This is a genomic window from Bradyrhizobium sp. SPXBL-02, assembly GCF_051853065.1.
GTDB lineage: Bacteria > Pseudomonadota > Alphaproteobacteria > Rhizobiales > Xanthobacteraceae > Bradyrhizobium.
In genome coordinates, this window is the sequence record NZ_CP182474.1 from 7,733,013 (window position 1) to 7,758,740 (window position 25,728).

The 25,728-nt window shown below is 65.7% G+C and carries 25 protein-coding genes; 12 read left to right on the plus strand and 13 right to left on the minus strand.

Annotation, left to right across the window (positions count from 1 at the left end; translation table 11 throughout):
- Positions 1-78: 78 nt before the first annotated feature.
- Complete coding sequence (locus ACNJYD_RS35925) at positions 79-2,754, minus strand: TIGR02302 family protein (protein ID WP_439364774.1); 2,676 nt, start codon at positions 2,752-2,754, stop codon at positions 79-81.
- 169 nt (positions 2,755-2,923) lie between these two features.
- Here ACNJYD_RS35925 and ACNJYD_RS35930 point away from each other — a divergent pair, with 169 nt between their 5' ends.
- Entirely contained in the window at positions 2,924-3,307 is a 384-nt protein-coding gene (locus ACNJYD_RS35930; protein WP_172789435.1) for a carboxymuconolactone decarboxylase family protein, read from the plus strand.
- A 136-nt stretch (positions 3,308-3,443) separates the two neighbouring features.
- A complete protein-coding gene (locus ACNJYD_RS35935; protein WP_439364775.1) occupies positions 3,444-4,352 on the plus strand; it encodes an NAD(P)-dependent oxidoreductase in 909 nt (302 codons plus the stop codon).
- 180 nt (positions 4,353-4,532) lie between these two features.
- Here ACNJYD_RS35935 and lysA read toward each other — a convergent pair whose 3' ends face one another.
- The 3 genes from lysA to argH all read right to left on the minus strand — a co-directional run bounded on the left by lysA (position 4,533) and on the right by argH (position 7,606).
- On the minus strand, positions 4,533-5,798 hold the full coding sequence (gene lysA / locus ACNJYD_RS35940) for a diaminopimelate decarboxylase (RefSeq protein ID WP_439364776.1): 1,266 nt from the start codon (positions 5,796-5,798) through the stop codon (positions 4,533-4,535).
- 23 nt (positions 5,799-5,821) lie between these two features.
- On the minus strand, positions 5,822-6,115 hold the full coding sequence (gene lptM / locus ACNJYD_RS35945; protein WP_439364777.1) for an LPS translocon maturation chaperone LptM: 294 nt from the start codon (positions 6,113-6,115) through the stop codon (positions 5,822-5,824).
- A 93-nt stretch (positions 6,116-6,208) separates the two neighbouring features.
- Complete coding sequence (argH, locus tag ACNJYD_RS35950) at positions 6,209-7,606, minus strand: argininosuccinate lyase (RefSeq protein WP_439364778.1); 1,398 nt, start codon at positions 7,604-7,606, stop codon at positions 6,209-6,211.
- A gap of 100 nt (positions 7,607-7,706) precedes the next feature.
- Between argH and tlpA the strand changes: the two genes are divergently transcribed.
- Entirely contained in the window at positions 7,707-8,372 is a 666-nt protein-coding gene (gene tlpA / locus ACNJYD_RS35955; protein ID WP_439364779.1) for a thiol:disulfide interchange protein TlpA, read from the plus strand.
- Positions 8,373-8,375: 3 nt separating this feature from the next.
- Here the strand turns inward: tlpA and ACNJYD_RS35960 are convergent, their stop codons facing one another.
- The 6 genes from ACNJYD_RS35960 to ACNJYD_RS35985 all read right to left on the minus strand — a co-directional run bounded on the left by ACNJYD_RS35960 (position 8,376) and on the right by ACNJYD_RS35985 (position 12,454).
- Positions 8,376-8,570: a hypothetical protein gene (locus ACNJYD_RS35960; RefSeq protein WP_212256295.1), complete on the minus strand. Its 195-nt coding sequence runs from the start codon at positions 8,568-8,570 to the stop codon at positions 8,376-8,378.
- Between the two features lie 192 nt (positions 8,571-8,762).
- Positions 8,763-9,644 (minus strand): 3-hydroxybutyryl-CoA dehydrogenase, encoded by an 882-nt coding sequence (locus tag ACNJYD_RS35965; RefSeq protein ID WP_172785967.1) that lies wholly within the window; start codon positions 9,642-9,644, stop codon positions 8,763-8,765.
- A gap of 208 nt (positions 9,645-9,852) precedes the next feature.
- Positions 9,853-10,797, minus strand: a complete 945-nt coding sequence (locus ACNJYD_RS35970; RefSeq protein WP_439364780.1) for an electron transfer flavoprotein subunit alpha/FixB family protein — start codon at positions 10,795-10,797, stop codon at positions 9,853-9,855.
- On the minus strand, positions 10,797-11,546 hold the full coding sequence (locus ACNJYD_RS35975; RefSeq protein ID WP_260381133.1) for an electron transfer flavoprotein subunit beta/FixA family protein: 750 nt from the start codon (positions 11,544-11,546) through the stop codon (positions 10,797-10,799). Before ACNJYD_RS35975 ends, ACNJYD_RS35970 begins: the two co-directional genes overlap by 1 nt.
- A 126-nt stretch (positions 11,547-11,672) precedes the next feature.
- A complete protein-coding gene (locus ACNJYD_RS35980) occupies positions 11,673-12,257 on the minus strand; it encodes a cob(I)yrinic acid a,c-diamide adenosyltransferase (RefSeq protein ID WP_439364781.1) in 585 nt (194 codons plus the stop codon).
- Between the two features lie 2 nt (positions 12,258-12,259).
- Complete coding sequence (locus ACNJYD_RS35985; protein WP_028178512.1) at positions 12,260-12,454, minus strand: twin transmembrane helix small protein; 195 nt, start codon at positions 12,452-12,454, stop codon at positions 12,260-12,262.
- A 235-nt stretch (positions 12,455-12,689) separates the two neighbouring features.
- Between ACNJYD_RS35985 and ACNJYD_RS35990 the strand changes: the two genes are divergently transcribed.
- Positions 12,690-13,583: a YihY/virulence factor BrkB family protein gene (locus ACNJYD_RS35990; protein ID WP_172785971.1), complete on the plus strand. Its 894-nt coding sequence runs from the start codon at positions 12,690-12,692 to the stop codon at positions 13,581-13,583.
- Here the strand turns inward: ACNJYD_RS35990 and ACNJYD_RS35995 are convergent.
- Both ACNJYD_RS35995 and gluQRS read right to left on the minus strand, forming a co-directional pair.
- The gene (locus tag ACNJYD_RS35995; protein ID WP_439364782.1) at positions 13,510-14,769 is read right to left on the minus strand and encodes an ATP-binding protein; all 1,260 of its coding nucleotides are present in this window, start codon (positions 14,767-14,769) and stop codon (positions 13,510-13,512) included. The two genes, ACNJYD_RS35990 and ACNJYD_RS35995, sit on opposite strands and share 74 nt — an antisense overlap.
- A 100-nt stretch (positions 14,770-14,869) precedes the next feature.
- On the minus strand, positions 14,870-15,742 hold the full coding sequence (gene gluQRS / locus ACNJYD_RS36000; protein WP_439364783.1) for a tRNA glutamyl-Q(34) synthetase GluQRS: 873 nt from the start codon (positions 15,740-15,742) through the stop codon (positions 14,870-14,872).
- Between the two features lie 187 nt (positions 15,743-15,929).
- Here gluQRS and ACNJYD_RS36005 point away from each other — a divergent pair, with 187 nt between their 5' ends.
- Positions 15,930-16,583: a DNA-3-methyladenine glycosylase family protein gene (locus tag ACNJYD_RS36005; protein ID WP_212256380.1), complete on the plus strand. Its 654-nt coding sequence runs from the start codon at positions 15,930-15,932 to the stop codon at positions 16,581-16,583.
- Here ACNJYD_RS36005 and ACNJYD_RS36010 read toward each other — a convergent pair.
- A complete protein-coding gene (locus ACNJYD_RS36010; RefSeq protein WP_172785973.1) occupies positions 16,580-17,467 on the minus strand; it encodes a LysR family transcriptional regulator in 888 nt (295 codons plus the stop codon). The two genes, ACNJYD_RS36005 and ACNJYD_RS36010, sit on opposite strands and share 4 nt — an antisense overlap.
- A 180-nt stretch (positions 17,468-17,647) precedes the next feature.
- Between ACNJYD_RS36010 and ACNJYD_RS36015 the strand changes: the two genes are divergently transcribed.
- The 7 genes from ACNJYD_RS36015 (at position 17,648) to ACNJYD_RS36045 (ending at position 25,718) form a co-directional block, all read left to right on the plus strand.
- Positions 17,648-18,622, plus strand: a complete 975-nt coding sequence (locus tag ACNJYD_RS36015) for an NAD(P)H-dependent flavin oxidoreductase (RefSeq protein ID WP_172785974.1) — start codon at positions 17,648-17,650, stop codon at positions 18,620-18,622.
- 51 nt (positions 18,623-18,673) lie between these two features.
- On the plus strand, positions 18,674-19,858 hold the full coding sequence (locus ACNJYD_RS36020) for an ABC transporter substrate-binding protein (RefSeq protein WP_439364784.1): 1,185 nt from the start codon (positions 18,674-18,676) through the stop codon (positions 19,856-19,858).
- 23 nt (positions 19,859-19,881) lie between these two features.
- The gene (locus ACNJYD_RS36025; protein WP_439364785.1) at positions 19,882-21,408 is read left to right on the plus strand and encodes an acyl-CoA synthetase; all 1,527 of its coding nucleotides are present in this window, start codon (positions 19,882-19,884) and stop codon (positions 21,406-21,408) included.
- A 163-nt stretch (positions 21,409-21,571) separates the two neighbouring features.
- The gene (locus tag ACNJYD_RS36030; protein ID WP_439364786.1) at positions 21,572-23,359 is read left to right on the plus strand and encodes a flavin-containing monooxygenase; all 1,788 of its coding nucleotides are present in this window, start codon (positions 21,572-21,574) and stop codon (positions 23,357-23,359) included.
- Between the two features lie 137 nt (positions 23,360-23,496).
- Positions 23,497-24,474, plus strand: coding sequence for a peptidyl-alpha-hydroxyglycine alpha-amidating lyase family protein (locus ACNJYD_RS36035; RefSeq protein WP_439364787.1), 978 nt, complete (start codon positions 23,497-23,499; stop codon positions 24,472-24,474).
- Between the two features lie 203 nt (positions 24,475-24,677).
- Complete coding sequence (locus ACNJYD_RS36040) at positions 24,678-25,235, plus strand: HNH endonuclease (protein WP_172785979.1); 558 nt, start codon at positions 24,678-24,680, stop codon at positions 25,233-25,235.
- 261 nt (positions 25,236-25,496) lie between these two features.
- On the plus strand, positions 25,497-25,718 hold the full coding sequence (locus ACNJYD_RS36045) for a dodecin (RefSeq protein WP_172785980.1): 222 nt from the start codon (positions 25,497-25,499) through the stop codon (positions 25,716-25,718).
- Positions 25,719-25,728: the final 10 nt, after the last annotated feature.

Here is a 25,728-nt window from a genome sequence, read left to right on the forward strand (position 1 = left end):
AATCCAGAATGCCTCGGCGGAAAAACTCTGGATTGCTTCGCTTCGCTCGCAATGACGAGGACGTAGCGGGCTATCTTCTCAAAACTCCTTCAGCAGCCGCTCGAGATAGTCGAGCTCGATCTGCGGCCGCGAGGGATCGCCGAGACGACGGCGGAGCTCTTCGAGAATCCGGCGGACACGCTGCGTGTCGATCTCGCCGGGAATCTTGACCGTATAATCGTCGCCATATTCGCGCCCATGAAGCGGCCGACCGAGCGGATCGGTCTGGTTGCCGCCGCTCTGCTGACGACCGGCGCGCTGGCCGGGGCCGTCGCCCTGGCCGTCGCCATCGCCCTGCTGCATCGCCTCGGCCATCTTCTGCGCACCCTTGCGCATCGCGTCGAGTGCCTTGCCTTGCGAGTCCACAGCGCCGTCGGCATTGCCCTCGCCGAGCTTTGATCCGGCATCGCCCATGGCACCGTCGGCCGCATCCAGGCTGCCGTCGTCATCGCCCTGGTCGCCGTCCTGATCGCCGTTCTGGCCAGGCTGGCCCTGATCACCTTGCTGACCCTTCTGGCCCTTCTGTGCCTGCTGGCCTTTCTGCCCCTTCTGGGTGAGGCCGCGCTTGGCAAGCTCGTCCTGCAGCTTCTTCAGCCGATCGCGCAGCCCTTGCTGGTCCTGCTGCAGCTCCGACATGGACTGATCGCCCTGCTGCTGCTTGCCGCGCGAGCGGTCGCGCCGGGAATCCTGGCCCTGCTTGAACGTCTTGTCGCGCAATTGCTGCTGCTTGCGGATCATGTCGCCGAGCTCATTGAGCGCCTGCTCCATGTCGCTCTCGCCGGACTGCCCCGGCTGCGCCATCTGGAGGCCTTCCAGCATCTGCTGGAGCTGGTCGAGCAACTGCTTGGCGGCATCCTTGTCGCCGGAGCGCGACAGGCGCTCCATCCGGTCGATCATATTCTGCAGATCCTGCTGACGCAGGACCTTGGTGTTCGGATCGAGCGGCCGCGCCAGCTGCTGCGGGTCATTGTTGTTGCGGAACTGCTCGGCGAGCTGGCGCATGAAATCGTTCAGCGCCTGACGCAGATCCTGCGTGAGCTTCTTGATCTCCTCGTCGCTCGCGCCGCGCTCCAGCGCCTGCTTCAGCGCGTCCTGGGCCGCGCGCAACGCCTTCTCGACGTCGGAGATCTTGCCGTCCTCGATCGTCACCGCAAGCGCCCACAGGCTCGCCACAACCTCGCGCAGGGCATCATCGGTACGCGCGGCCTCGAGCTGTCGGGCCACGCTGTGCAGGCCGAGATATTGTCCGGGCTCCGGCGTGAACATCTCGGGCGCGATCATCAGCCCGTCGAGCGCGGCATATACGTCGGAATTCTTGTTGGCATCGAGCGCGAGGATGCGGCGCTGCTCGATCAATGCACGGGCCAGCGGCTTGGTGAAGAGCCGTTCGGGCAGGCGCATGTTGAACGGTTCGCTAACAGCCTCGTTGCCGGCCTCGTCCTTGGCCGTGAGAGTGAGCGTAACCTCGGCGCCGGCATAGGGATCCTCGCTGAGATCCTTCACGGATTGCCCGACGCCGTTGCGGGTGCGCGCATTCGGCAGCGCGAGCGGGAATTGCGGCGGCTGGAACAGCGGCCGCGGCGCCGTCCTGCTGTCGCCGTCGCCGGCAGCGGCCTTCGCACCATCCTTGGTACCATCCTTGGCACCGTCTTTGCCGCCGTCCCGGGCGTCGGTCGACCGCGTGGCGAATTTCGCCTCGGCGCCGGTGACGCCGTAATCGTCCTCGATCTTGTAGGAGAGCTGGAGCGCGCCGCGCGCCTGGCGCTCGGGGTCCTTGGCGAGCGCGATCGTCGGCGGACGGTCCGGCGTGGCAGCGAAGGCCCATTGCGGCTGGCCGGAGGGCGCCCGGACATGGGCGGTGCCGTCGCCGGAAATGGCGAAATGCTTTTCGTTGGTCCCCTTGGGGCTGGCTTCAGTCGGGGCGACCTCCTTGAGGCCGCCGGAAACGACGACATCCAGGTTGCCGCCGGAGGAGCGCACGATCAGGGTCGAGCCGGCGGGAACGGCGAGCGGGCCGCCGGCGGGCAATGCCGCAGCTTCCTTGTTGGCGGCCGACAGGATGACCGGCGGCTTGCCGGTGTAGAGCGGCGGCGTGACCCAGGCATCGACGCGAACATTGGCCGGCGCCAGCACCCCGTTCCAGTCGAAGGCGGCGCCAAGGCGCATCGCACGCTCGTCACCCGCGGCAAAGAAGGTCGCAACCAGCATCACCATGACGAGGGCACGCAGCGCCCAGGGGTCGTGAAGCGCGAGTCGCGGGTGCGGTACACCGGCGCGGATGCGCTTGATGGAGGCGAGCGTCCGCTCGCGCTGCGCCTGCCACAGCGCCAGCGCGACCGGGTCCTGCGAGGTCAGCGTGTCCGTGAGCGCGGTGGCCGGGCGGTGACGGATGCCGGAGCCACGGTCGAGCCGGGCGAGCGCTTCCTCGCGGCGCGGCCAACGGAAGCGAATCAGCGGGAACAGGGCGGCCGCCGCGATCGCGGCGAAGAGGGCGAGGCCGACGGCCCTGGCCATGAACGGCAGCGCCAGCCAGAGGCCGGCCCAGGACACCACCAGGAACAGGCCGACGACGGTCAGAAGGCGCGCCGCATTGGGCCAGGCACGCTCCCATGCGATGGCATAAGTTGCCCGATCAAGGGCCTGCGCCAGCTTCAGCCGCGACAGCGCATCACTGCCGCGGGTCGGGTCTGACGGCTCGGGGGTGAGGCCGTTCAATCAACTCTCCAGGTTGCCCGGTAGAGAAGAGCCTATCACAACGGCAGCACTGAGGCATCCGTTCCTGTACGGGAGCGCCTCCTTTTCCCGCATAACACGAGGACGTGACTGGCCGGGTGCAACCCCGTAATTTCCGCGCGCCAATCTCGAGGGAAATAAGGGAAACGCCATGGACAAGAAGATGCACGACAAGGGCCTGGAAGTCCGCAAAGCGGTGCTGGGCGAGGCCTATGTCAACAATGCCCTGAAGAACGTCGACGATTTCAACCGCCCGTTCCAGGAGATGCTCAACGAATATTGCTGGGGCACGGTGTGGGGCCGCGAGGAGCTGCCGCGCAAGACCCGCAGCATGCTCAACATCGCCATGATCGCCATCCTCAACCGCCAGCACGAGTTTCGCGCACATCTCAAGGGCGCGCTGACCAACGGCGTCACCCGCGAGGAGATCCGCGAGATCCTGATGCAGGTCGCGATCTATGGCGGCATGCCCGCCGCGGTCGACAGCTTCCGCATTGCGCGCGAGGTGTTCGCGGAGATCGACGCCAAGGCGTGAGACAGGCTGACCGCTCTGAATCGTATTGCTCCGTCATTGCGAGCGAAGCGAAGCAATCCAGACATCCTCCGCGGAAACATTCCTGGATTGCTTCGTCGCTTCGCTCCTCGCAATGACGACGGGAGGAAAGAACACCATGGACATCGGATTCATCGGGCTCGGAAACATGGGTTTCCCGATGGCGCGGCGGTTGATCGAGGCGGGACACAGGCTCGTCGTGTTCGACACGCGCAAGGAGGTCATGGACAGGCTGGTCGCGCGAGGTGCCAGTGCCGCGTCGTCGCCGAAGGACGTCGCCAACCGGGTCGAGACCGTGATGGCGAGCCTGCCCTCGCTGCAGGCTTCCCTGGACGTTGCCACCGGCGCTGGCGGCGTGATCGAGGGCAAGCGCGCCAAACGCTTCGTCGATCTCTCAACCGTCGGCTCGGCGATGGCCGCGAAGATTCACGGCCTGCTCGCCAAGCGCGGCATCGTGCAGATCGACTGTCCCGTCTCCGGGGGCGTCGGCGGCGCCGAGAAGGGCACGCTTGCTGTGATGGTGTCGGGCCCGAAAGCCGAGTTCGAGCTGCTCAAGCCCGCGCTCGAGGTGATCGGAAAAGTGTTCTTCATCGGCGAGAAGCCGGGCGCGGCGCAAACCATGAAGCTCGCCAACAATTTCCTGTCGGCCACCGCGATCGTGGCGACGTCGGAAGCCGTGGTGATGGGCGTGAAAGCCGGGCTCGATCCCGCCGTGATGATCGACGTCATCAATGCCGGCTCGGGCATGAACACGGCGAGCCGCGACAAGTTTCCGCGCGCGGTGCTGCCGCGCACGTTCGACTTCGGCTTCGCCACGGGACTGATGGTGAAGGACGTGCGGCTGGCGCTGGAGGAGATGAAGCAGCTCGGCCTGTCGATGGAAGTTGCCGACGCGGTCGGGCGGTTGTGGGAGACCGTGATCAGCGCGGAAGGCGCCGAGTCCGATTTCACCGCGGCGATCAAGCCGATCGAGAAGAAAGCGGGCGTCGTGGTGGGCGGAGCGAAGGGCGGATTGGCGGGAAAGTAGCCATCCCACACTCTCTCCGTCGTCCGGGGCGCGCGAAGCGCGAGCCCGGGACCCATAACCACAGGCGGATGTGATTACGAGGACTCGGAGTTACAGCTTCGCCAAGCAACCACTCCCTGTGGTTATGGGTCCCCGCCTTCGCGGGGACGACACCGAGCTTGTTGAGTGGACGTCGTCACCTCACAGCCACGGCGCCGGCGTATCCATCGCGATCAGCTGCTCGACCTCGATGCGCGGGCGCACCACGGCGTATTGGTCGCCCTTCACGAGCACCTCGGGCACCAAGGGCCGGGTGTTGTAGGTGCCGGCCTGCACCGCGCCATAGGCGCCCGCGGTCATGATGGCGAGGAGATCGCCGGGCGCGGGCGTCGGCAGCGTGCGGTCGAGCGCGAGATAGTCGCCGGTCTCGCAGACCGGGCCGACGACATCGGCCTTAATGGTGGCGGCGCCCTCGGCGGGCTGCTTCACCGGCAGGATGTCGTGATGCGCCTCGTACAGCGTCGGGCGGATCAGGTCGTTCATCGCGGCGTCGATGATGACGAAATTCTTGCCGTCGCCATGCTTCACGTAGATCACCTTGGCGACGAGAATGCCGGCATTGCCGACGATCATGCGGCCCGGCTCGAACATCAGCGTGCAGCCGAGATTGTGGCTGACGCGCTTGACCATGGCGGCATAGGCGGCCGGCGCCGGGGGTGCCTCGCGGTCCATGTAATAGGGAATGCCGAGACCACCGCCGAAATCGACGTGGCTGATGTCGTGGCCGTCGGAGCGCAGCGTCTGCACGAATTCGGAGAGGATGCGGAACGCAGTCTCCATGCCGGAGAGATCGGTGATCTGGCTGCCGATATGCACGTCGGTGCCGGTCACCTTGATTCCGGGCAGCTTCGCCGCGCGCGCGTAGACCTCGCGGGCATGGACGATCGGAATGCCGAACTTGTTCTCGGACTTGCCGGTGGAAATTTTTGCGTGCGTGCCGGCATCGACGTCGGGATTGACGCGGAGCGAGATCCGCGCGGTCTTGCCCATCTCGACCGCGAGGCGCGACAGCAGCTCGAGCTCCGGCTCGGATTCGACGTTGAGGCAGAGGATGTCGGCGGCGAGCGCCGCGCGCAGCTCCGCTTCCGTCTTGCCGACGCCGGAGAAGACGATCTTGCTGGCGGGAATGCCTGCGGCCAAAGCGCGCTTGAGCTCGCCGCCCGAGACCACGTCGGCGCCGGCGCCGAGCTTGGCCAGCGTCCGCAGCACCGACTGGTTGGAGTTCGCCTTCATGGCGTAGCAGACCAGCACCTTCTCGCCGGCAAAGGCCTCGGTGAAGACGCGGTAGTGCCGCTCCAGCGTTGCCGTCGAATAGCAATAGAACGGCGTGCCGACGGTGGCTGCCAGCTCGGACAGGTTCACCGCCTCGGCGTACAGCACGCCGTTGCGATAGTCGAAATGGTTCATGGCGCAGGCTCGGTTGTCCCGGCTTATTTCTTGCCGGGAGGTTCGTCCAGGAGCGGGTCGAGAATAAACGGTTTCTTCCGGCCCTTGGCCGCTGCGGGCGCGGCATCCGCGCCGGCAGTGGGGTCGAACAGGCTCGGCGTCTTCTGGGCTGCGGTCTCGGTATCGACGGGCGCGGCGCCGGCGGCCACAGGCGCGTTGGAGGCAGTCGGCGGCAGATCCAGTGGGCCCTTGCGGCCACAGCCGGCAAGCGCGAGCGCCGTCAGGCTCAAGACAATGATGGCCCACCCCGAGCCGGCCGGGCGAAACTTTGACGTCACGACGAAATCCCCACTACGCGCGGCGCACCATACAGAGATTGGCGCGTTCTGGCGAGAGCCGGATGACCATGAAACATAAGCGAAATTTTGCCCTCAGCCCAATTTTCGCTCTTTTTCCAGCCGCTTCGCCCAGGCCTTGGCCTGGGACGTCACGTTCTTCGGCGCGGTGCCGCCGAAGCTGGTCCGGCTCTTCACCGACGATTCGACCGAGAGCACGCCGAGCACGTCCTTCGTGATCTTGGGCGCGATCGCCTGCATCTCCTCGAGCGGCAGCTCGTGCAGCGCGACGCCCCCCTCGGCGGCCTTGGCGACGATGCGGCCGGTGACGTGGTGGGCCTCGCGGAACGGCATCTTCAGCGTCCGCACCAGCCAGTCGGCGAGGTCGGTCGCCGTGGCGTAACCCTCGCCCGCGGCCGCCTTCATCTTGGCTTCGTCGGGAACGAGATCGCGGACCATGCCGGTCATGGCGCGGATTGCCAGCGACAGCGCGGCAAACCCTTCCATGGCGCCCTGCTTGTCCTCCTGCATGTCCTTTTGATAGGCCAGCGGCAGGCCCTTCATGACGATCAGGAGGCCGTTGAGCGCGCCGATGACGCGGCCGGTCTTGGCGCGCACCAGCTCGGCGGCGTCCGGATTGCGCTTCTGCGGCATGATCGAGGAGCCGGTGGTGAACTTGTCGCTGAGCCGGATCATGCCGACCAGCGGCGAGGTCCAGATCACGATCTCCTCGGCAAGGCGCGACATGTGCACGGCGCAGATCGAGGCCGCCGACAGCGTCTCCAGCACGAAGTCGCGGTCGGAGACCGCATCGAGCGAGTTCGCCATCGGGCGGTCGAAGCCAAGCGCCTTCGCGGTGGCGTGGCGATCGATCGGGAACGAGGTGCCGGCGAGCGCGGCGGCGCCGAGCGGCGATTCGTTCAGCCGCTTGCGTGCATCCTGGAAGCGGCCGCGGTCGCGCGCGGCCATCTCGACATAGGCGAGCAGATGGTGGCCGAAGGTCACGGGCTGCGCGGTCTGCAAATGGGTGAAGCCGGGCATCACCGTGCCGGCATGCTCCAGCGCGCGCTCCACCAGCGCCTGCTGGAACGCCGCGAGCGCGGCATCGGTCTCGTCGATGACGTCGCGGACGTACAGGCGGAAATCAGTCGCGACCTGGTCGTTGCGCGAGCGTGCGGTGTGCAGCCGTCCGGCGGCGGGGCCGATCAGCTCGGACAGGCGGCTCTCGACATTCATATGGATGTCCTCGAGCGCGCGCTTGAATTCGAAGCCGCCGTTGCCAATCTCTGACAGGATTGTGTCTAGACCCTTGCCGATATTTTTCGCATCAGAAGCCGTGATGATGCCTTGATTGGCCAACATCGCGGCGTGGGCCTTGGACGCGGCAATGTCCTGGGCGTAGAGGTGACGATCGACGTCGATGGAGACGTTGATCTCTTCCATGATCTCATCGGGACGTTCCGAGAACCGGCCGCCCCACATCTTGTTGCTCATGATCCCCTGCTCACGCCTGATTTGCCGCACGTTTGCTGGCCACGGCCAGCCGTACTAAGAGGCCCCTGATAGCCATATCTGCGACCGGATGACAAACGATATGCTCGACCAAAAGCCCTCAGCCACGCGCCGCATCCCCCTCGTCATCGCCACCGTGGCGATCGGCGGGCTGGCCGGCTTCGCCGCGCTGTACGGGTTCGGCCTGAGCCGGGCGCCTTCAGGCGATCCGACCTGCAAGGCGGCGGTGGCGACGGCGCAGAAGATCGCCCCGCTCGCCCATGGCGAGGTCGCGGCGCTGACCATGGCAAGCGCCCCGCTGAAACTGCCCGACCTCGCCTTCGAGGATTCCGACGGCAAGCCGAAGAAGCTGTCCGACTTCCGCGGCAAGACCCTGCTGGTGAACCTCTGGGCGACCTGGTGCGTGCCTTGTCGAAAGGAGATGCCGGCGCTGGACGAGCTCCAGGGCAAGCTGTCGGGCCCGAATTTCGAGGTGGTGGCGATCAACATCGACACCCGCGACCCGGAGAAGCCGAAATCCTTCCTGAAAGAGGCCAATCTGACCCGGCTCGGCTATTTCAGCGACCAGAAAGCCAAGGTTTTTCAGGATCTTAAAGGAGTTGGACGGGCGCTGGGCATGCCCACCTCGGTGCTGGTCGACCCGCAGGGCTGCGAGATCGCGACGATCGCGGGGCCGGCGGAATGGGCGAGCGAGGACGCGCTCAAGCTGATCCGGGCGGCGACCGGCAAGGCCGCTGCGTCGCTTTGAAGCTCAGGCGGTGACGTTGAGATTGCTCCCGACGCCAGCGCCGACATTGGCGAGCGAGGGCTGGCCGGCGCCGAGCAGGGTCAGGACGGTGGATTTCTCCATATCCGCGTTCTGCTTGGTCAGCGTCGCCGCAATATTCGACTGCAGCGCGCCTTGCTGTGCGGCCAGCATGGTGCTGACCATTGCCATCATGTCCATTACGCGAACCCTCGTACCGGTCGTAACCTAGGCGCGAGGGGTTAACGGGAGATGAAATGTCTCACGAACCTACGGCGGAGGTACCGTAGGGTAGGCAAAGGCGCACTTGCGCCGTGCCCACCATCTGTCCGCAATTGGATTTGAAGCCGTGGGCACGCTTCGCTTTGCGCACCGTACGGCGCCGGAAATGGGTCAGCGCGTCGGCACCGGCTTGGCGCCGCGGTAGTCGTAGAAGCCGCGCTGGGTCTTGCGGCCGAGCCAGCCGGCCTCGACGTATTTCACCAGCAGCGGGCACGGGCGGTACTTGGAATCGGCCAACCCCTCGTGCAGCACCTGCATGATGGAGAGACAGGTGTCGAGGCCGATGAAATCGGCGAGCTCGAGCGGACCCATGGGATGGTGGGCGCCGAGCTTCATCGCCGCGTCGATCGCCTCGACGTTGCCGACGCCTTCATACAGCGTGTAGATCGCCTCGTTGATCATCGGCAGCAGGATGCGGTTGACGATGAAGGCCGGGAAATCCTCGGAGACCGCGACCTGCTTGCCGAGCTTGCCGACGAATTCCTTGGCGGCCTCGAAGGTGGAATCGTCGGTGGCGATACCGCGGATGAGCTCGACCAGTTCCATCAACGGCACCGGATTCATGAAATGAATGCCGATGAAGCGTTCCGGGCGGTCGGTGGCGGCGGCGAGGCGCGTGATCGAGATCGAGGACGTATCGGAAGCGACGATCGCCTCCGGCTTCAACACGGCGCAGAGCTCGTGGAAGATCTTGCGCTTGACCTCTTCCTTCTCGACCGCGGTCTCGATGACGAGATCGCAATCGGCGAGGTCGTCCAGCTTCTCGGCCAGCTTGATACGTGCGACCGCCTTGGCCTTGTCGTCCTCGGTGACGGCCTTCTTGGAGACCTGTCGCGCCAGATTGCCGTTGATGGTGGCCATGCCCGACTTGAGGCGGTCGGCCGAAACGTCGTTGAGCACCACGTCGAAGCCGGCGAGCGCCGCGACATGCGCGATGCCATTGCCCATCTGACCCGCGCCGATCACGCCGACCTTCTTGATCACTGCCGCCATAATGTCATCCACCGGAACGGCGCGCTTATCGCGCCCTGCCTATCCCCTGAGCCGGGAGGTCTGATTGACCAGAAGCCTGATTTAATCAGAACCTTGGCTCGAAACCTAGATTGGATCGCTTCGAAGGCGTGCCCCACGCGAAAGAAAACGCCTCAAAAATGAAACACCGGCCGGAGTTTATACCTCCGGCCGGCGTTTTGTACGGCTTTTACTTGCCGAGCTTGGCGAGTTCGTCCGTCAGCTCAGGAACCGCCTGGTAGAGGTCGGCGACCAGGCCGTAATCGGCGACCTGGAAGATCGGCGCGTCCTCGTCCTTGTTGATCGCGACGATCACCTTGGAGTCCTTCATGCCGGCCAGATGCTGGATCGCGCCGGAAATGCCGACCGCGACATAGAGTTCGGGGGCCACGACCTTGCCGGTCTGGCCGACCTGCCAGTCGTTCGGCGCATAGCCGGCGTCGACCGCGGCGCGCGAGGCACCGACACCGGCGCCCAGCTTGTCCGCGAGCGGCTCGATGTACTTGGCAAAATTCTCGCGGCTCTGCATGGCGCGGCCGCCGGAGACGATGATCTTGGCCGAGGTCAGCTCGGGACGATCGCTCTTGGCGACTTCCTCACCGACGAAAGTCGACAGGCCCGGATCGGCCGCCGCCGTCACGGTCTCGACCGGGGCGCTGCCGCCCTCGCCCGCCGCGGCGAAGGTGGAGGTGCGGACCGTGATGACCTTCTTGGCGTCCTTCGACTTCACCGTCTGGATGGCGTTGCCGGCATAGATCGGACGCTCATAGGTATCGGGCGCGACCACCTTGATGATCTCCGAGACCTGCATGACGTCGAGCAGGGCGGCGATGCGCGGCATCACGTTCTTGAAGCGCGAGGTCGCCGGCGCGACGATCGCGTCATAGCCGGACGCCAGCGACACGACCAGCGCAGCCAGCGGCTCGGCGAGATCGTGCGCGTAGAGGTCGCCATCGGCGAGCAGCACCTTCTTCACGCCGGCGAGCTTGGCGGCGGAATCCGCCGCGGCCTTGGCGTTCTGGCCGGCGACCAGCACCTCGACATCCGCGCCGAGCGCGGCTGCTGCGGTCAGGGCCTTGTTGGTGGCGTCCTTGAGCGACGCATTGTCGTGTTCGGCAATCAGAAGCGTCGTCATCAGAGCACCCCGGCTTCGTTCTTGAGTTTCGACACCAGCTCGGCGACGTCCTTGACCTTGACGCCGGCCTTGCGGCCCGCAGGCTCAGCCGTCTTCAGAACTTCCAGACGCGCGGCGATGTCGACGCCGTAATCGGCGACCGTCTTCTCCGCGATCGGCTTCTTCTTCGCCTTCATGATGTTGGGCAGCGAGGCGTAGCGCGGCTCGTTGAGGCGGAGATCGGTGGTGACGATCGCCGGGCCCTTCAGCTTCACGGTCTGCAGGCCGCCATCGACTTCGCGCGTCACCTTGAAGTCGGAGCCTTCGACCTCGAGCTTGGAGGCGAAGGTCGCCTGCGACCAGCCGAGCAGCGCGGCCAGCATCTGGCCGGTCTGGTTCGAGTCGTCGTCGATCGCCTGCTTGCCGAGAATGATCAGGCCCGGCTGCTCTTCTTCCGCAACCTTCTTCAGGATCTTGGCGACGGCGAGCGGCTCGACGGTGCCTTCTGCCTTCACCAGGATGCCGCGATCGGCGCCCATGGCCAGACCGGTGCGGATCGTCTCGGACGCCTGCGCCGGTCCGATCGAGACCACCACGACCTCGGTAGCCTTGCCGGCTTCCTTCAGGCGCAGCGCTTCCTCGACTGCGATTTCGTCGAAGGGGTTCATGGACATCTTGACGTTGGCGAGTTCAACGCCCGATCCATCGCCCTTGACGCGGACCTTGACGTTGTAATCGACCACCCGCTTTACCGGCACTAAGACCTTCATCGATCCTCTTTCACTCAATTTGGGAGGGGGGTTATCAACTGGCGCGGAACCTAAAGGCCTGATCTGCCCCGGTCAACGCGCGAACGGGTCTAATTTTAGCCTTCTGAAATGCGGGAGCGCGATGGGTCAGCGGTTCTGGCCGGGAACCCAGAGCACGTCGCCGGCACCATTGCCGTTCACGGCTCGGCTGGCCACGAACAGAAAGTCCGACAGACGGTTCATATATTGGATGCCAGCCGCGCTGACCGGCTCGCAGGGCTGGGCCGCCAGTTCCACGATCAGGCGTTCCGCCCTGCGGCATATCGTGCGCGCCACATGCAGATGGGCCGCAGCCGGCGTGCCGCCGGGAAGCACGAAGGAGGTCAGCGGGGCAAGCTTGTCGTTGAGCGTATCGATGTCGCGCTCGAGCCGCTCGACCTGGCTCGCCACCACCCGCAGCCGCTCCGCCTTGCCTTTGTCCTTGTCTTGGCGCTCCGGCACCGCGAGATCGGCACCAAGATCGAACAGATCGTTCTGGATGCGGCCGAGCATCGCGTCGAGCTCGGGCATCTCCCCGGTGTGGACCCTGACCACGCCGATCGCGGCATTGGTCTCGTCGACGGTGCCATAGGCCTCGATGCGCAGATCGTATTTCGGACGCCGCTCGCCGGTTCCGAGCGCCGTCGTGCCGTCGTCACCGGTCTTCGTGTAGATGCGGTTCAGCACCACCATGATCAACGCCCCATCGCCCAGACCGCGAGCATCGCAATGATGATCGCCACGAACTGAAGCAGCACGCGCCAGCGCATCAGCTTCTGCGAGGTGTTGGGCGAGCCGCCGCGCATCATGTTGATGAGCCCGAGCAGCAGCACCAGCGCCACGGCGCCGGCGGCCGCCGGCAGGATGAAAGTACTCAGGAGAGATGCCATTTGAGGGTAGATAACACCGTGCGTGCCGGTCCGCCATGGTGCCGCGACAGCCTCCGGCGTCATTCCGGGGCGATGCGAAGCATCGAGCCCGGAATGACCGGCGCGGCGCTTCGCGAACTGGCTTTTGGGCCAATAATATCAGATGGTAGCGCGATGATTTCCGATTTGCGCCCATTGCCTGTTCTCCCGATCTCTCCCTGCGCGCAGGGGGAGAGAGCAGCGCTGTAGGTGCCACGTGAAAGCGGTCCGCTACATCTACTGCGTGCTGGAGGACGCGTTCTATACGTTCCTGGCCGACGACGGCTGGGCGATCGCAAGCCACATCGCGCTGTCGACGCTGATGGCGCTGTTCCCGTTCCTGATCGTGCTGACCTCGCTCGCCGGCTTTTTCGGCTCCAAGGAACTTGCCGACCAGGCCGCCAGCCTGATGCTCCAGATCTGGCCCAAGCAGGTCGCCGATTCGATCTCGGGCGAGGTTCATGACGTGCTGACCACCACCCGCACCGGCATTCTGACCATCGGCGCGGCGCTGTCGGTCTATTTCGCCTCCAACGGCGTCGAGGCGCTCCGGGTGGCGCTCAACCGTGCCTATGCCGTGGTGGAGATGCGGAGCTGGTACTGGCTGCGGCTCGAATCCATCGTCTATACGCTGATCGCAGCTTTCACCGCGCTCGCCATGGCGTTCCTGATCGTGCTCGGTCCGCTGATCATCGAGGCCGCGCGGCGCCACATTCCATTGTTCGTGGAATCCAACGAAAGCATTCTCACCTGGCTGCGCTACGGCATCACCATCAGTGCGCTGGTGGTGGCGCTCATCATCCTGCATGTCTGGCTGCCGGCGGGGCGGCGCAGCTTCTTCCAGATTCTGCCCGGCATCGTCTTCACCATCGTGGCGTCGCTGATATCAGGCATCGTGTTCGGACAATATCTGGCGCGCTTCGCCAACAATTACGTGACGATGTATGCGGGGCTCGCCTCGGTGATCATCGCGCTGGTGTTTCTGTACTTCATCGCCGCGATCTTCGTTTACGGCGGCGAGTTGAACGCCGCGATCATCAAGTCGCGGCTTCCTCACGGCGTGTCGCTTCAAGCAGCGCAGTCGCTAGCGCCCGCGGAGACACAGGCTTGACCAGGAAGGCGTCGGCCCCGGCTTCGCGCGAGGCGGCCTCGTCCTCGCCGCGGCCGGACACGCCGATGATCGGGATCTGAGCCAGCGGCGTCGGCAGCTTTCGGATCCGCCGGATGGCCTCGATGCCGTCGATGCCCGGCAGCACCATGTCCATCAGCACCGCGTCGAACGCACCCTGCTCCAGCCGCTTCACGGCGTCCTCGCCGCGCCCGATGAACTCGGCATGATGGCCGAGCTCGGTCAGGATGGTGTTGAGCACGACGCGGCCGAACGGGTTGTCCTCGACGCTGAGCACGCGGAGCGCGGCGACCGCCTCCGGCTCGCTGCCGTCCTTTGCCTTGCGGGTCTTGCCCGGTCCCGCCGCGTCCAGCGACACCGTCAATGTGAAGGTGGCGCCGCCACCCCGGCGCGGCGCGACGGTGATGTCGCCGCCCATCGCCTGCGCCAATTGCTTGACCGAGGAGAGCCCCAAGCCGGCGCCGCCGAAGCGTGAGGCAATGGTGACATTGGCCTGGGTGAAGGGGCGGAACAGCCGCTTGATCTCGGCCATGGTCAGGCCGATGCCGCTGTCGGACACCGCAAAGGCGACGCCGACCTTTCCTTTGCCCTTTGCTTTGCCTTTGGCGGGACGCCAAGGCTCGACCGCGAGCGCCACGCCGCCCTGGTCGGTGAATTTCACGGCGTTGTCGATCAGGTTCTCGAGCGCAGCGCGCAGCCGGACGGAATCACCGACCACGAGCGCGGGGATCTTCTCGGCGATCGCGACCTTGGCCTGGAGACCTTTGGCCGCGGCGCGGCCGGCCAGCGAATCGCCGGCGGTGCGGGCGAGCGCCTTGAGATCGAACAGGTCCTGCCGCGGCGTGCTGCCGCCTTTCCCCGTTTTGGCCGCATCCACGAACAGCGTGGCGAGGCTCGCCAGATGCTCGGCGCCGGCCTTGATGGTGTCGGCCCAGCGCCGCTCCCGCTCGCCGAGATCGGAGGTCGCGAGCAGGTCGCTGATCGCGAGAATGCCGGTCAGGGGGGTGCGGACCTCATGGGCAAAAGCTGCCAGCGCCGCCTGGACGACATCCGGCGCAACCGCCTTGGTGCTGCGCTTGCGCACCCGGCCGGCCGGCCCGGCCCGCTTCCGAAGCGGCCGCCGCCTGGATGTCCGGGTGGTGCGCACTGGACGCGTCTTCGCCGCCATGAATCCCCTTCGAAGTACCCTCTTCGAACCCCGCGCGGCCAAGCATGGCACGGAGGAACACCAGGAGTCACGGCGACGTTGAGCTAACCCCCAGAGAAACTTAACCTAATCCCACCAGCTGGCGGATCGCGGCAGGCGTGAGGCCGGCCGCGCGCAATTCGCGCAGCCCGGTCGAGCGACCCGATTTCGACAGCTTCCGACCCGCCTCATCGCGAATCAGCCGGTGATGGCGATAGGCCGGCTCGGGCAGGCCGAGCAGGACCTGGAGCAGGCGGTGCACCGCGGTGGCGTGAAACAGGTCCTGCCCCCGCACGATCTCGCTGACGCCCTGGAGCGCGTCGTCGACGACAACCGAGAGATGGTAGCTGGTCGGCGTCTCCTTGCGGGCCAGGATGACGTCGCCCCAGGCCTCCGGCCGCGCCGGGACGATGCCGCGCTCGCCATCCGGCCCCTCGCCGAGTTCGTTCCAGCTCAGACCGGCGACGCGGCGGCAGGCGGCCGCCATGTCGAGCCGCAGCGCATAGGGCGCGCCCGAGGCGATCAGCTGCGAGCGCTCGTCGGCCGAGAGTGATTTGGCGTCGCCCGGATAAAGCGGCGCGCCGTCGGGATCGCGCGGCCACGGCCCGTCGACCTCGCGCGCCGCCACCAGCGTTGCGATCTCGGCGCGGCTTTCGAAGGCGGGATAGACGAGACCGAGCGCCGAGAGCTTTTCCAGCGCGGCGCGATAATCGGCGAGATGTTCGGACTGCCGCCGCACCGGTGTCCCCCAGGCAATTCCGAGCCAGGCGAGATCCTCGTAGATCGCCGTCTCATAGTCCGGCCGGCAGCGCGTCGCGTCGATGTCCTCGATCCGCAGCAACAACCGACCGCCCGTCTGTCGCGCGCGATCGAAGTTGAGCAGCGCGGAATAGGCGTGGCCGAGATGCAGGAAGCCGTTCGGGCTGGGGGCGAATCGGAAAACGGGTGGTGCCATCACGTGAATCTCGTCATGGCCGGGCTTGTCCCGGCCATCCACGTTCTTCGGTACCACAGACCGATCGTGTCAACGTCACGAACAAACACGACGACCACGCTCATGCTACACAGTGCCTCACGGTGAGAAAAACGTGGATGGCCGGGACAAGCCCGGCCATGACGCCGGAGAGAGCCCGCCAAATACCATGACCATCCACCTCGAAACCCAGTCCGATCTCGAAGAGGCCGTTCACGCGCTGATCAAGCGCGATCCGCGTCTCAAATCCGTGCTCGAGATCGCGGGCATGCCGGCATTGCGGCGGCGCGAGCCGGGTTTTACGGGGCTCGCCCACATCGTCTGCGGGCAACAGCTCTCCACCGCGAGTGCCGCGGCGATCTGGGGACGGCTGTCGGCGGCGTTCGATCCGTTCGATCATGAGGCAGTGCGCCGCGCCCGCACCGACCGGCTGGGACGGCTCGGCCTCTCCGCCGCCAAGATCAAGACGCTCAAGCATCTCGCCCGCGAGATCGCCGCGCAACGGCTGAACCTCGACGTGCTCGCGGAGGAGGATGCCGACGCGGCGCACCACACCCTGATCGCGCTGCCCGGCATCGGTCCCTGGACGGCCGACGTCTACCTCTTGTTCTGCCTCGGCCACGGCGATGCCTGGCCGGCCGGCGACCTCGCCGTGCAGGAAGGCATCCGCATCGGGCTCGGCCTCAAGGCGCGGCCGACGGAGAAGCAGATGGCGCCGATCGCCGAGCCCTGGCGTCCGCTGCGCGGTGCTGCGGCGCATCTGTGGTGGAGCTATTACCGCGCGGTGAAGAAGCGCGAGGGCGTGCTCGCGGGATCGGGCTAACCGCGCAGCCGCGCGCGGTCGGTCCGGGCGCATTCGGCGACGAAGTCGATCACGGCGCGCACCGCCGGCAGCTCGACGAGGTCGGGATGGGCCAGCAACCAGAGATCCGCGACGCTGGCGAGCTTCTGCGGGGCGACGCGCACGAGATCGGAATAGGCTTCGGCGACGAAGCACGACAGCGCGGAGATTCCGATGCCGGCGCGGACCGCCGCCAGCATGTCCCCCTGGGACGAGCAGCGCATCGCCACCCTCGCCTGCCGCGTGACGACGTCGCTCCAGCGCGCAAGCTGCGCATTGGACGTCTGGTCGGCGAAGCCGATGACGCTGTGCTCCTTCCAATCGCCGCGCCGTTCAGGCAGGGGCCGCCCGGCGGCATAATCGCGCGAGGCATAGAAGCCCGTGCCGAGACGGCCGATCTTGCGGCCGACCAGGTTCTCCTCGCCGCTGTCGAAGGGCCGCAGCACCACGTCCGCCTCACGCCGGCGCACGCTCGCCGGAAACGGATGGGTGATGATCTCGAGCTGGATATGATCGTGCGCACGCAGGAAGGCAGGCAGACGCGGCATCAGCCAGTGCGAGGCGAGCGTCGCGCCGATCGACAGCTTGACGATGCCGCGCGCCTTGTGTCCACCCGCGGCGACCGCGGTCTCGGCCCGCAGCGCTGCGGCCGCCATGGCCTCGGCGTGCTCGCGCAAGGTCCGTCCATCCGCGGTCAGCGCCAGGCCGTCGGCGGCGCGCGCCACCAATCGGGTGCCGAGCTGGGCTTCAAGCGCCGCGATCTTGCGGCTGACGGTGGGATGGCTGGTGTGCAGCCGGCGGGCCGCGGCGGTGAAGCTGCCTGTATCGGCGACCGCGACGAAGGTCTTGCAAAGGTCCCAATCCATCGGCCGCCCTGTTCATACCTGAATGATGATCCGTTCATTATTGAACGGCCCGGCCGCGCAGTCCAACCTTATAATGGGATCAAATCCGCGGCCCCGGGCGGCCTATCCGCCCGCGCGACAATCAAAACGGAAACGCCTCGTAATCCGCCCGCCGGCGGGGCCGCGTTTCGGGAGGACATGATGGCACTGCCCACTCTCTTGAAGGATTCGCTCGAGCTGCCCGTGGTCGGCTCGCCGCTGTTCATCGTCTCCGGCCCGGAACTGGTGATCGCCCAGTGCAAGGCCGGCGTCGTCGGCTCCTTTCCCGCGCTCAATGCCCGCCCCGTCGAGATGCTCGGCGAATGGCTGAGCCGGATCGAGGACGAGCTCGGCGAATACAAATCGCGCAATCCCGGCAAGAAGGTCGCGCCCTACGCCGTCAACCAGATCTGCCATGCCTCCAATGACCGGCTGATGAAGGACATGGAGACGTGCGTCAAGCACAAAGTGCCCATCATCATCACCTCGCTGCGGCCGCCGGCGGAGATCGTCGAGGCTGCGCATTCCTATGGCGGGCTGGTGTTCCACGACGTCATCAACGTCAAGCACGCGCGCAAAGCCGCCGAGCAGGGCGTCGACGGCCTGATCCTGGTCTGCGCCGGTGCGGGCGGACACGCCGGCACGCTGTCGCCCTTCGCGCTGGTGCGCGAGGTCAAGCAATGGTTTGGCGGCGCCATCCTGCTGTCGGGCGCGATCAGCGACGGCTATGCCATCGCCTCGGCGCTGACGCTGGGTGCAGACCTCGCCTATATGGGCACGCGCTTCATCGCGACGCAGGAAGCCAATGCGGATGAGACCTACAAGTCGGCGCTGACGCAGCACGCCGCGCACGACATCGTCTACACCAACCTGTTCACCGGTGTGCACGGCAATTATCTCGGCCCGTCGATCGCCGCCGCCGGCCTCGATCCGGACAATCTTCCCGCCGCAGACAAATCAAAGATGAATTTTGGCTCCGGCGGCAACATGAAGTCCAAGGCGTGGCGCGACATCTGGGGATCGGGCCAGGGCATCGGCCAGATCACCGATGTCCCCTCCGTCGCGGAGCTCGTCGAGCGCATGAAGCGTGAATTCGATCAGGCGAGAGAAGATTTCCTGATGCGCGTCAGCGCCTGAAGGCGTGGTCCGACAACAGGATTGGACTGGCAACAAAAACGGGAGGACATCATGAAGCTGGCAGCCGCATTGATCGGCCTGTCCCTGCTGGCGCTCGCCGGCGGCGGCGCCTATGCCGAAGGCACGGACGAGATCCGCATCGGACAGACCCTGCCCTATAGCGGCCCGGCCTCCGGCTTCGGCGCGATCGGCCGGACGCAGGAGGCGTTCTTCGAGAAGATCAATGCCGAAGGCGGCATCAACGGCCGGAAGGTCAAGTTCATCACGCTGGACGACGCCTATTCGCCGCCGAAGACGGTGGAGCAGACCCGCAAGCTCGTCGAGCAGGACGAGGTGCTGATGTTGTTCGGCTCGCTCGGCACCGCCACCAACAGCGCCGTGCAGCGCTACCTCAACGGCAAGAAGGTGCCGCAGCTGTTCGTGCTTTCGGGCGCGACCAAATGGGCCGATCCGCAGAAATATCCGTGGACCATGCCCGGCATGGCCGCCTATGAATCCGAGGGCGTAGTCTACGCCAAGCACGTGCTGCGCACCAAGCCGGGCGCCAAGATCGCCATCCTCTCCCAGAACGACGATTTCGGCCGCGACTATGTCGCCGGCTTCAAGCGCGCGCTCGGCGACAAGGCCGCCGGCATGATCGTTGCGGAAGCAACCTACGAGACCAGCGCGCCGACGATCAGCTCGCAGCTCTCGACCCTGAAGTCATCGGGCGCCGACGTGCTGTTCGGTGTCGTGCTCGGCAAGTTCACCTCGCAGATGATCAAGGGCGTCGCCGAGATCGGCTGGAAGCCCGAGCTGTTCTTCGTGCCGACCTCGGCCTCGTCGATCTCGTTCCTGGAGCCGGCCGGGCTCGACAACGCCGTCGGCCTGATCTCGTCGAGCAACCAGAAAGACACGATGGACCCGCAATGGGCCAGCGATCCCGGCGTGAAGGAATATTTCGCCTTCATGAAGCAGTACATGCCGAATGCGGACCTCTCCAACTCCAACTATGCGGCCGGCTACCACTACGCGACGCTGCTGATGACGGTGCTGAAGGGATGCAAGGATGATTTCAGCCGCGACAACATCCTGCGTCAGTCCGCTTCGCTGAAGGACGTGAAGCTGCCGCTGCTGCTGCCCGGCATGTCCGTCACCACCGGCGCCGACGACTATCTGCCGTTCCAGCAGCTGCAGTTGCGGCGCTTCAACGGCAAGAGCTGGGTCGGCTTCGGCGACGTGCTGGACGATCGCTAGCCTCGAACGGAATAGGACACACCATGATCATCAGTGGCGAACGCCGGATCGGCTATGACGAGATCCAGGCGCGCATCAAACGCGCGGCGAGCGGGCTGCGTACCCTCGGCCTTGCCGAAGGCGCGCCGGTTGCCATGATGCTGCGCAACGATTTCGCCTTGTTCGAGGTGGTCGCGGCCTCCGCCGCACTGGGCAGCCCGGTGGTGCCGATCAACTGGCACCTGAAGGCCGAGGAGGTCCGCTACATCCTGACCGACAGCGGCGCGAAGATCCTGATCTGCCACGCCGACCTGCTGCCGCAAATTCGGGGCGGCATTCCGGGGGATGTCCGCCTGCTCGTGGTCGCGACACCGCCCGAGCTGGCGACGACCTTCGCCATTCCCCATGAGCTGACCGAGGTCCCGGCGGGCCTCACCGATTGGGACCGTTGGCGCGACGGCCACACCGAGACCCAGGAGCCGCCGCGGCGTGCCGCGGCGATGATCTACACCTCGGGGACCACGGGCATGCCAAAGGGCGTGCGGCGCATGCCGATGCCGCCGGAGCAGGCCGCCGCGTCCGAACGGGTCGGCGCGATCGCCTACGGCATCAAGCCGCGCGAGGGCCAGGTCGTGCTGATCAACGGGCCGATGTATCACTCGGCGCCGCATTCCTATGGCATGATGGCCTTCCGCAACGGCTGCACCATCGCCCTCCAGCCCCGCTTCGATGCCGAGGAGCTGCTGGCGCTGATCGAGCGCCACCGTGTGACGCATATCCACATGGTGCCGACTATGTTCGTCCGCCTGCTGCGCCTGCCGGACGCTGTCAGGCAGCGCTACGACCTGTCGTCGCTGCGCTTCGTGGTGCATGGCGCGGCGCCCTGCCCGCCCGAGGTGAAGCGGGCGATGATCGAATGGTGGGGACCGGTCATCAACGAATATTTCGGCTCGACCGAGACCGGCATCCCGGTCTGGCACTCGGCCGAAGAAGCGCTGAAGAAGCCCGGCACGGTCGGCCGCGCCATCGAAGGCGGCATCCTCAAGATTTTTCGTGACGACGGCAGCCTCTGCGATGTCAATGAGGTCGGCGAGATCTACATGCGCCAGACCGCGGTGCCCGATTTCGACTATCACGGCAAGGCGCAGGCGCGCGCCGAGGCCGGGCGCGACGGGCTCGTCAGCGTCGGCGACGTCGGCTATCTCGACGAGGACGGCTATCTGTTCCTGTGCGACCGCAAGCGCGACATGGTGATTTCGGGCGGCGTCAACATCTATCCCGCCGAGATCGAGAACGTGCTGATCGCCATGCGAGGGGTGCGCGATTGCGCCGTGTTCGGCATCCCGGACGCGGAATATGGCGAGCGGCTGTGCGCCTGCATCGAGCCCGAGACCGGCGCGCAGCTCTCCGCGGGCGCGGTGCAGGCTTTCTTGCGCGAGCGGCTGGCCAACTTCAAGGTACCGAAGGAGGTCAAGTTCCTGGATGCGCTGCCGCGCGAGGCAACCGGAAAGATCTTCAAGCGCAAGCTGCGCGATCCCTATTGGGCGGACCAGAGGCCGGGCGGCGCTTAAGTCGTTCTCCGGCCGCGTCCGCACGCGTGGAATTCCGGGCCATATTCCATCCGGGCAGGGCCGCATGCCGGCCTCGCTCGGGTTCGCGGCTTTTGGCGGACGGCGAAACCGTATAGCGTTCGATCTCTGAGGAAACGCCGCGAAGACGGCCATGAGGTCGCGCATGCTGGACCGGACGCAGGATATTTCCATCGCCGCGCAAGGCTGGCTCGACGACTTCGAGCGCATCCTGGGCAGACCTGATCCCGCGACGCTGGACCCGCTCTTCCTCGCTGACGGCTTCTGGCGCGACGTGCTGGCGCTGAGCTGGAACCTGCAGACTGTCGCGGGCCGCGACGCGATCACGCAGGAGCTGACAGCGCGCGCGCCCAGGGCGGCGCCGACCCATTTCAGGATCGCTCCGAACCGGGCGCCGCCGCGCTGGGTGACGCGCGCCGGCACCAACAGCATCGAAGCGATCTTCCACTTCGAGACCGCGATCGGCCGCGGCAGCGGCATCGTGCGGCTCATCCCTGACACGGCCGACGGCGACCGCCTGAAGGCATGGACGCTACTGACCGCGCTCGACGAGCTCAAAGGCTTCGAGGAACAGCTCGGCACCTCGCGGCCGCGCGGCCAGGCCTATTCGCGCGACTTCCGCGGGCCGAACTGGCTCGACCAGCGCAATGCCGCGCGCGCCTATGCCGAGCGCGATCCCGCTGTGCTGGTGGTCGGCGGCGGGCAGGCCGGGCTCGCGATTGCGGCGCGGCTGAAGCAGCTGCAGGTCGATACCCTGATCGTCGATCGCGGGATGCGGATCGGCGACAATTGGCGCAAGCGCTATCACGCGCTGACCCTGCACAACCAGGTGCAGGTCAATCACCTCCCCTATATGCCGTTTCCGCCGAGCTGGCCGGTCTATATCCCCAAGGACAAGCTCGCCAACTGGTTCGAGGCCTATGTCGATGCCATGGAGCTGAACTTCTGGACCGGCACCGAGTTCGAGGGCGGCGCCTATGACGAGGCGAGCGGCCGTTGGACTGTCACGCTGCGGCGCGCCGATGGCAGCAAGCGGACTATGCATCCGCGCCATGTGATCATGGCGACCGGCGTCAGCGGCATCGCTAACATTCCAGACATTCCGGCGCTCGACAATTTCAAGGGCACGCTGCTGCATTCCAGCCGCTACGAGGACGGCGAGAATTGGACCGGCAAGCGCGCGATCGTCATCGGCACCGGTAACAGCGGTCACGATATCGCGCAGGATCTTCATTCCAGCGGCGCCGAGGTGACGCTGGTGCAGCGCTCGCCCACGCTGGTCACCAACATCGAGCCGTCGGCGCAGCTGGCCTATGCGACCTACAATGAGGGCACGCTCGAGGACAACGATCTGATCGCGGCCTCGATGCCGACGCCGCTCGCGAGGAAGACGCATGTGATGCTGACCGAGCAGTCGAAGCAGCTCGACAGGGAGCTGCTCGACGGCCTCTCGCGCGTCGGCTTCAAGCTCGATTTCGGCGAGGCCGGCACCGGCTGGCAGTTCAAATACCTCACCCGCGGCGGCGGCTATTATTTCAACGTCGGCTGCTCCAACCTGATCGTCGAGGGCAAGATCGGGCTCAGGCAGTTTTCCGACATAGAAAGCTTCAACGCCGACGGCGCGCGGATGAGGGACGGCTCGATCATTGCCGCCGACCTGATCGTGCTCTCGACCGGTTACAAGCCGCAGGAATATCTGGTGCGCAAGCTGTTTGGCGATTGCATCGCCGACCGCGTCGGCCCGATCTGGGGTTTTGGCGACGGCTTCGAGCTGCGCAACATGTATGCGCGCACCAAGCAGCCCGGCCTCTGGTTCATCGCCGGGAGCCTCGCGCAATGCCGGATCAACTCGAAATATCTGGCGCTGCAGATCAAGGCGATCGAGGAAGGGATTTTGCCAAAGGCTGTGGCTACGCCGCTGAGCACAGCTTGAGCAACACCGTCATTGCGAGCGTAGCGAAGCAATCCAGAATTTTTCCGAGGAGACAGTCTGGATTCCTTCGCTGCGCTCGCAATGACGACGCGGATGCAGACCTGCACGGAAGAAGCAACTAAAGGAAAGGACCACCCATGCCAGCCATTCTCGGCAGCGGCGAGCACCGTTACCGCGTCGTCGACAACTTCGCGAAATTGCCGGACGGCTGGCAGCTCACCGACGTCGCCTCGGTCGCGGTCGACAGCAAGGACCGCGTCTACGTCTTCAACCGCGGCGCCCACCCGATGGTGGTGCTGGACCGCGAGGGCAATTTCCTGCGCAGTTTCGGCGAAGGCCTGTTCTCGCGCGCGCACGGCCTGCACACCGACGCCGACGACAATCTCTATTGCACCGATGACGGCGACCACACCGTGCGCAAATGCACCACCGACGGCAAGGTGCTGCTGACGATCGGCATCCCCGCAAAGCCGGCACCGTTCATGAGCGGCGAGCCGTTCCATCGCTGCACCCACACCGCACTGTCGCCGAAGGGCGAGATCTACGTTTCCGACGGCTATGGCAATGCGCGCGTGCACAAATTCACACCCGATGGCAAGCTGATCAAGAGCTGGGGCGAGCCGGGCACCGATCCCGGCCAGTTCAACATCGTGCACAATATCGCGACCGATGCCGACGGCTGGGTCTATGTCGCCGATCGCGAGAACCACCGCGTCCAGGTGTTCGACGGCGAGGGCAAGTACGAGACGCAGTGGAACAATCTGCACCGCCCCTGCGCGCTGTGCCGCTGCGGCGGGGCCAAGAGCCCGACTTTCGTGATCGGCGAGCTCGGCCCCGGCCTCGCCATCAACCGCAATGTGCCCAATCTCGGCCCGCGGCTGTCGATCGTGGACGCCAGGGGAAATCGCATCGCGCGGCTCGGCGGCGAGGAGGGACCAGGCGTCGCCAGCGGCAAATTCCTGGCGCCACACGGCATCGCGCTGGACTCGAAGGGCGATATCTATGTCGGCGAGGTCGGCGTCACCAACTGGGAGACCAGCTTTCCGGACGAGGAGATGCCGGCCGCGGTGCGCGCAACGCGATGCCTGCAGAAGCTGGAGCGGGTACCGGAATGAGGATCGGCGCCTGCCCGGCGGTTCCGCGCCAGGCCTCGCCCGGCCCTCTCCGAATCACGGCGTTTTTGGGCAGTTCGCCACCCCGCCGCCGCATTGGCCGCGGCTGAATAAGTCGCTCAACGGGCTTCACAATCCCGTCACGCTGCATGTAGTATGTCAATACATGCTGCTTCGCAGCGTACATTGGAGGCCGGGAGCGTTACTTGAACGCACATGTCTCGCAAGGCAGTTGGCCGGTGTTGGTGCTGAATGCGGACTTCCGGCCGCTGAGTTACTACCCACTGTCGTTGTGGTCGTGGCAAGACGCGATCAAGGCGGTGTTCCTCGACCGCGTCAACATCGTCGCACATTACGATCAGGCGGTTCGAAGTCCCACGCTGGAAATGCAGCTGCCCAGCGTCGTCTCGCTCAAGTCCTTCGTCAAGCCGACCACCCACCCCGCCTTCACCCGGTTCAACGTCTTCCTGCGCGATCGTTTCGCCTGCCAATATTGCGGCTCGCCCGAAGACCTCACCTTCGATCACATCGTCCCGCGCAGCAAAGGCGGCCAGACTACCTGGGAGAACGTGGTCGCGGCGTGCTCGCCGTGTAATTTGCGCAAGGGCAATCTCACGCCGGCGCAGGCGAAGATGTTTCCGCGCCAGACCGCGTTCGCACCGACCGTGCACCAGCTCCACCGCAACGGTCGCCTCTTCCCGCCGAACTATCTGCACGACAGCTGGCTGGACTATCTGTACTGGGATACGGAGCTGGATCCGTAGGGTTCGAGCAGCGCGCTCTGCTCTCCTCGCTGCAACGCCAGCGTCACGCAGAGGCAGAGAGAGCCGATCGTCGCGTCGCGCCGTGTCCATCCCCAACGCTTAGCAGGCCGGCGCGGGCCGCTCCACCTCGGCTGGATGCGGGCCATCGCGGAGCAAGGAACCCGAAGCTTCGACGACCGTTCAGACCGTGGGCCAGGCACGCTCGCCTGCGCTTCCGCCATACATGTTTCGGATGGCAACATATCAAACAAGGGAAAGGCCATGCCCACACCCGAGCACGATCACGTCTACAAGATCCTGGACCTCGTCGGATCGTCTGAGACCTCGATCGAGGATGCGATCAAGAACGCCATCAGCCGCGCCTCGAAGACTGTTCGCGAGATAAGATGGTTCGAGGTCGTGCAGACGCGCGGCCATGTCGAGAACGGCGCCGTGCGTCATTTTCAGGTGACGCTGCGCGTCGGTTTCACGTTGGAAGGATGAAGCCTTAGGC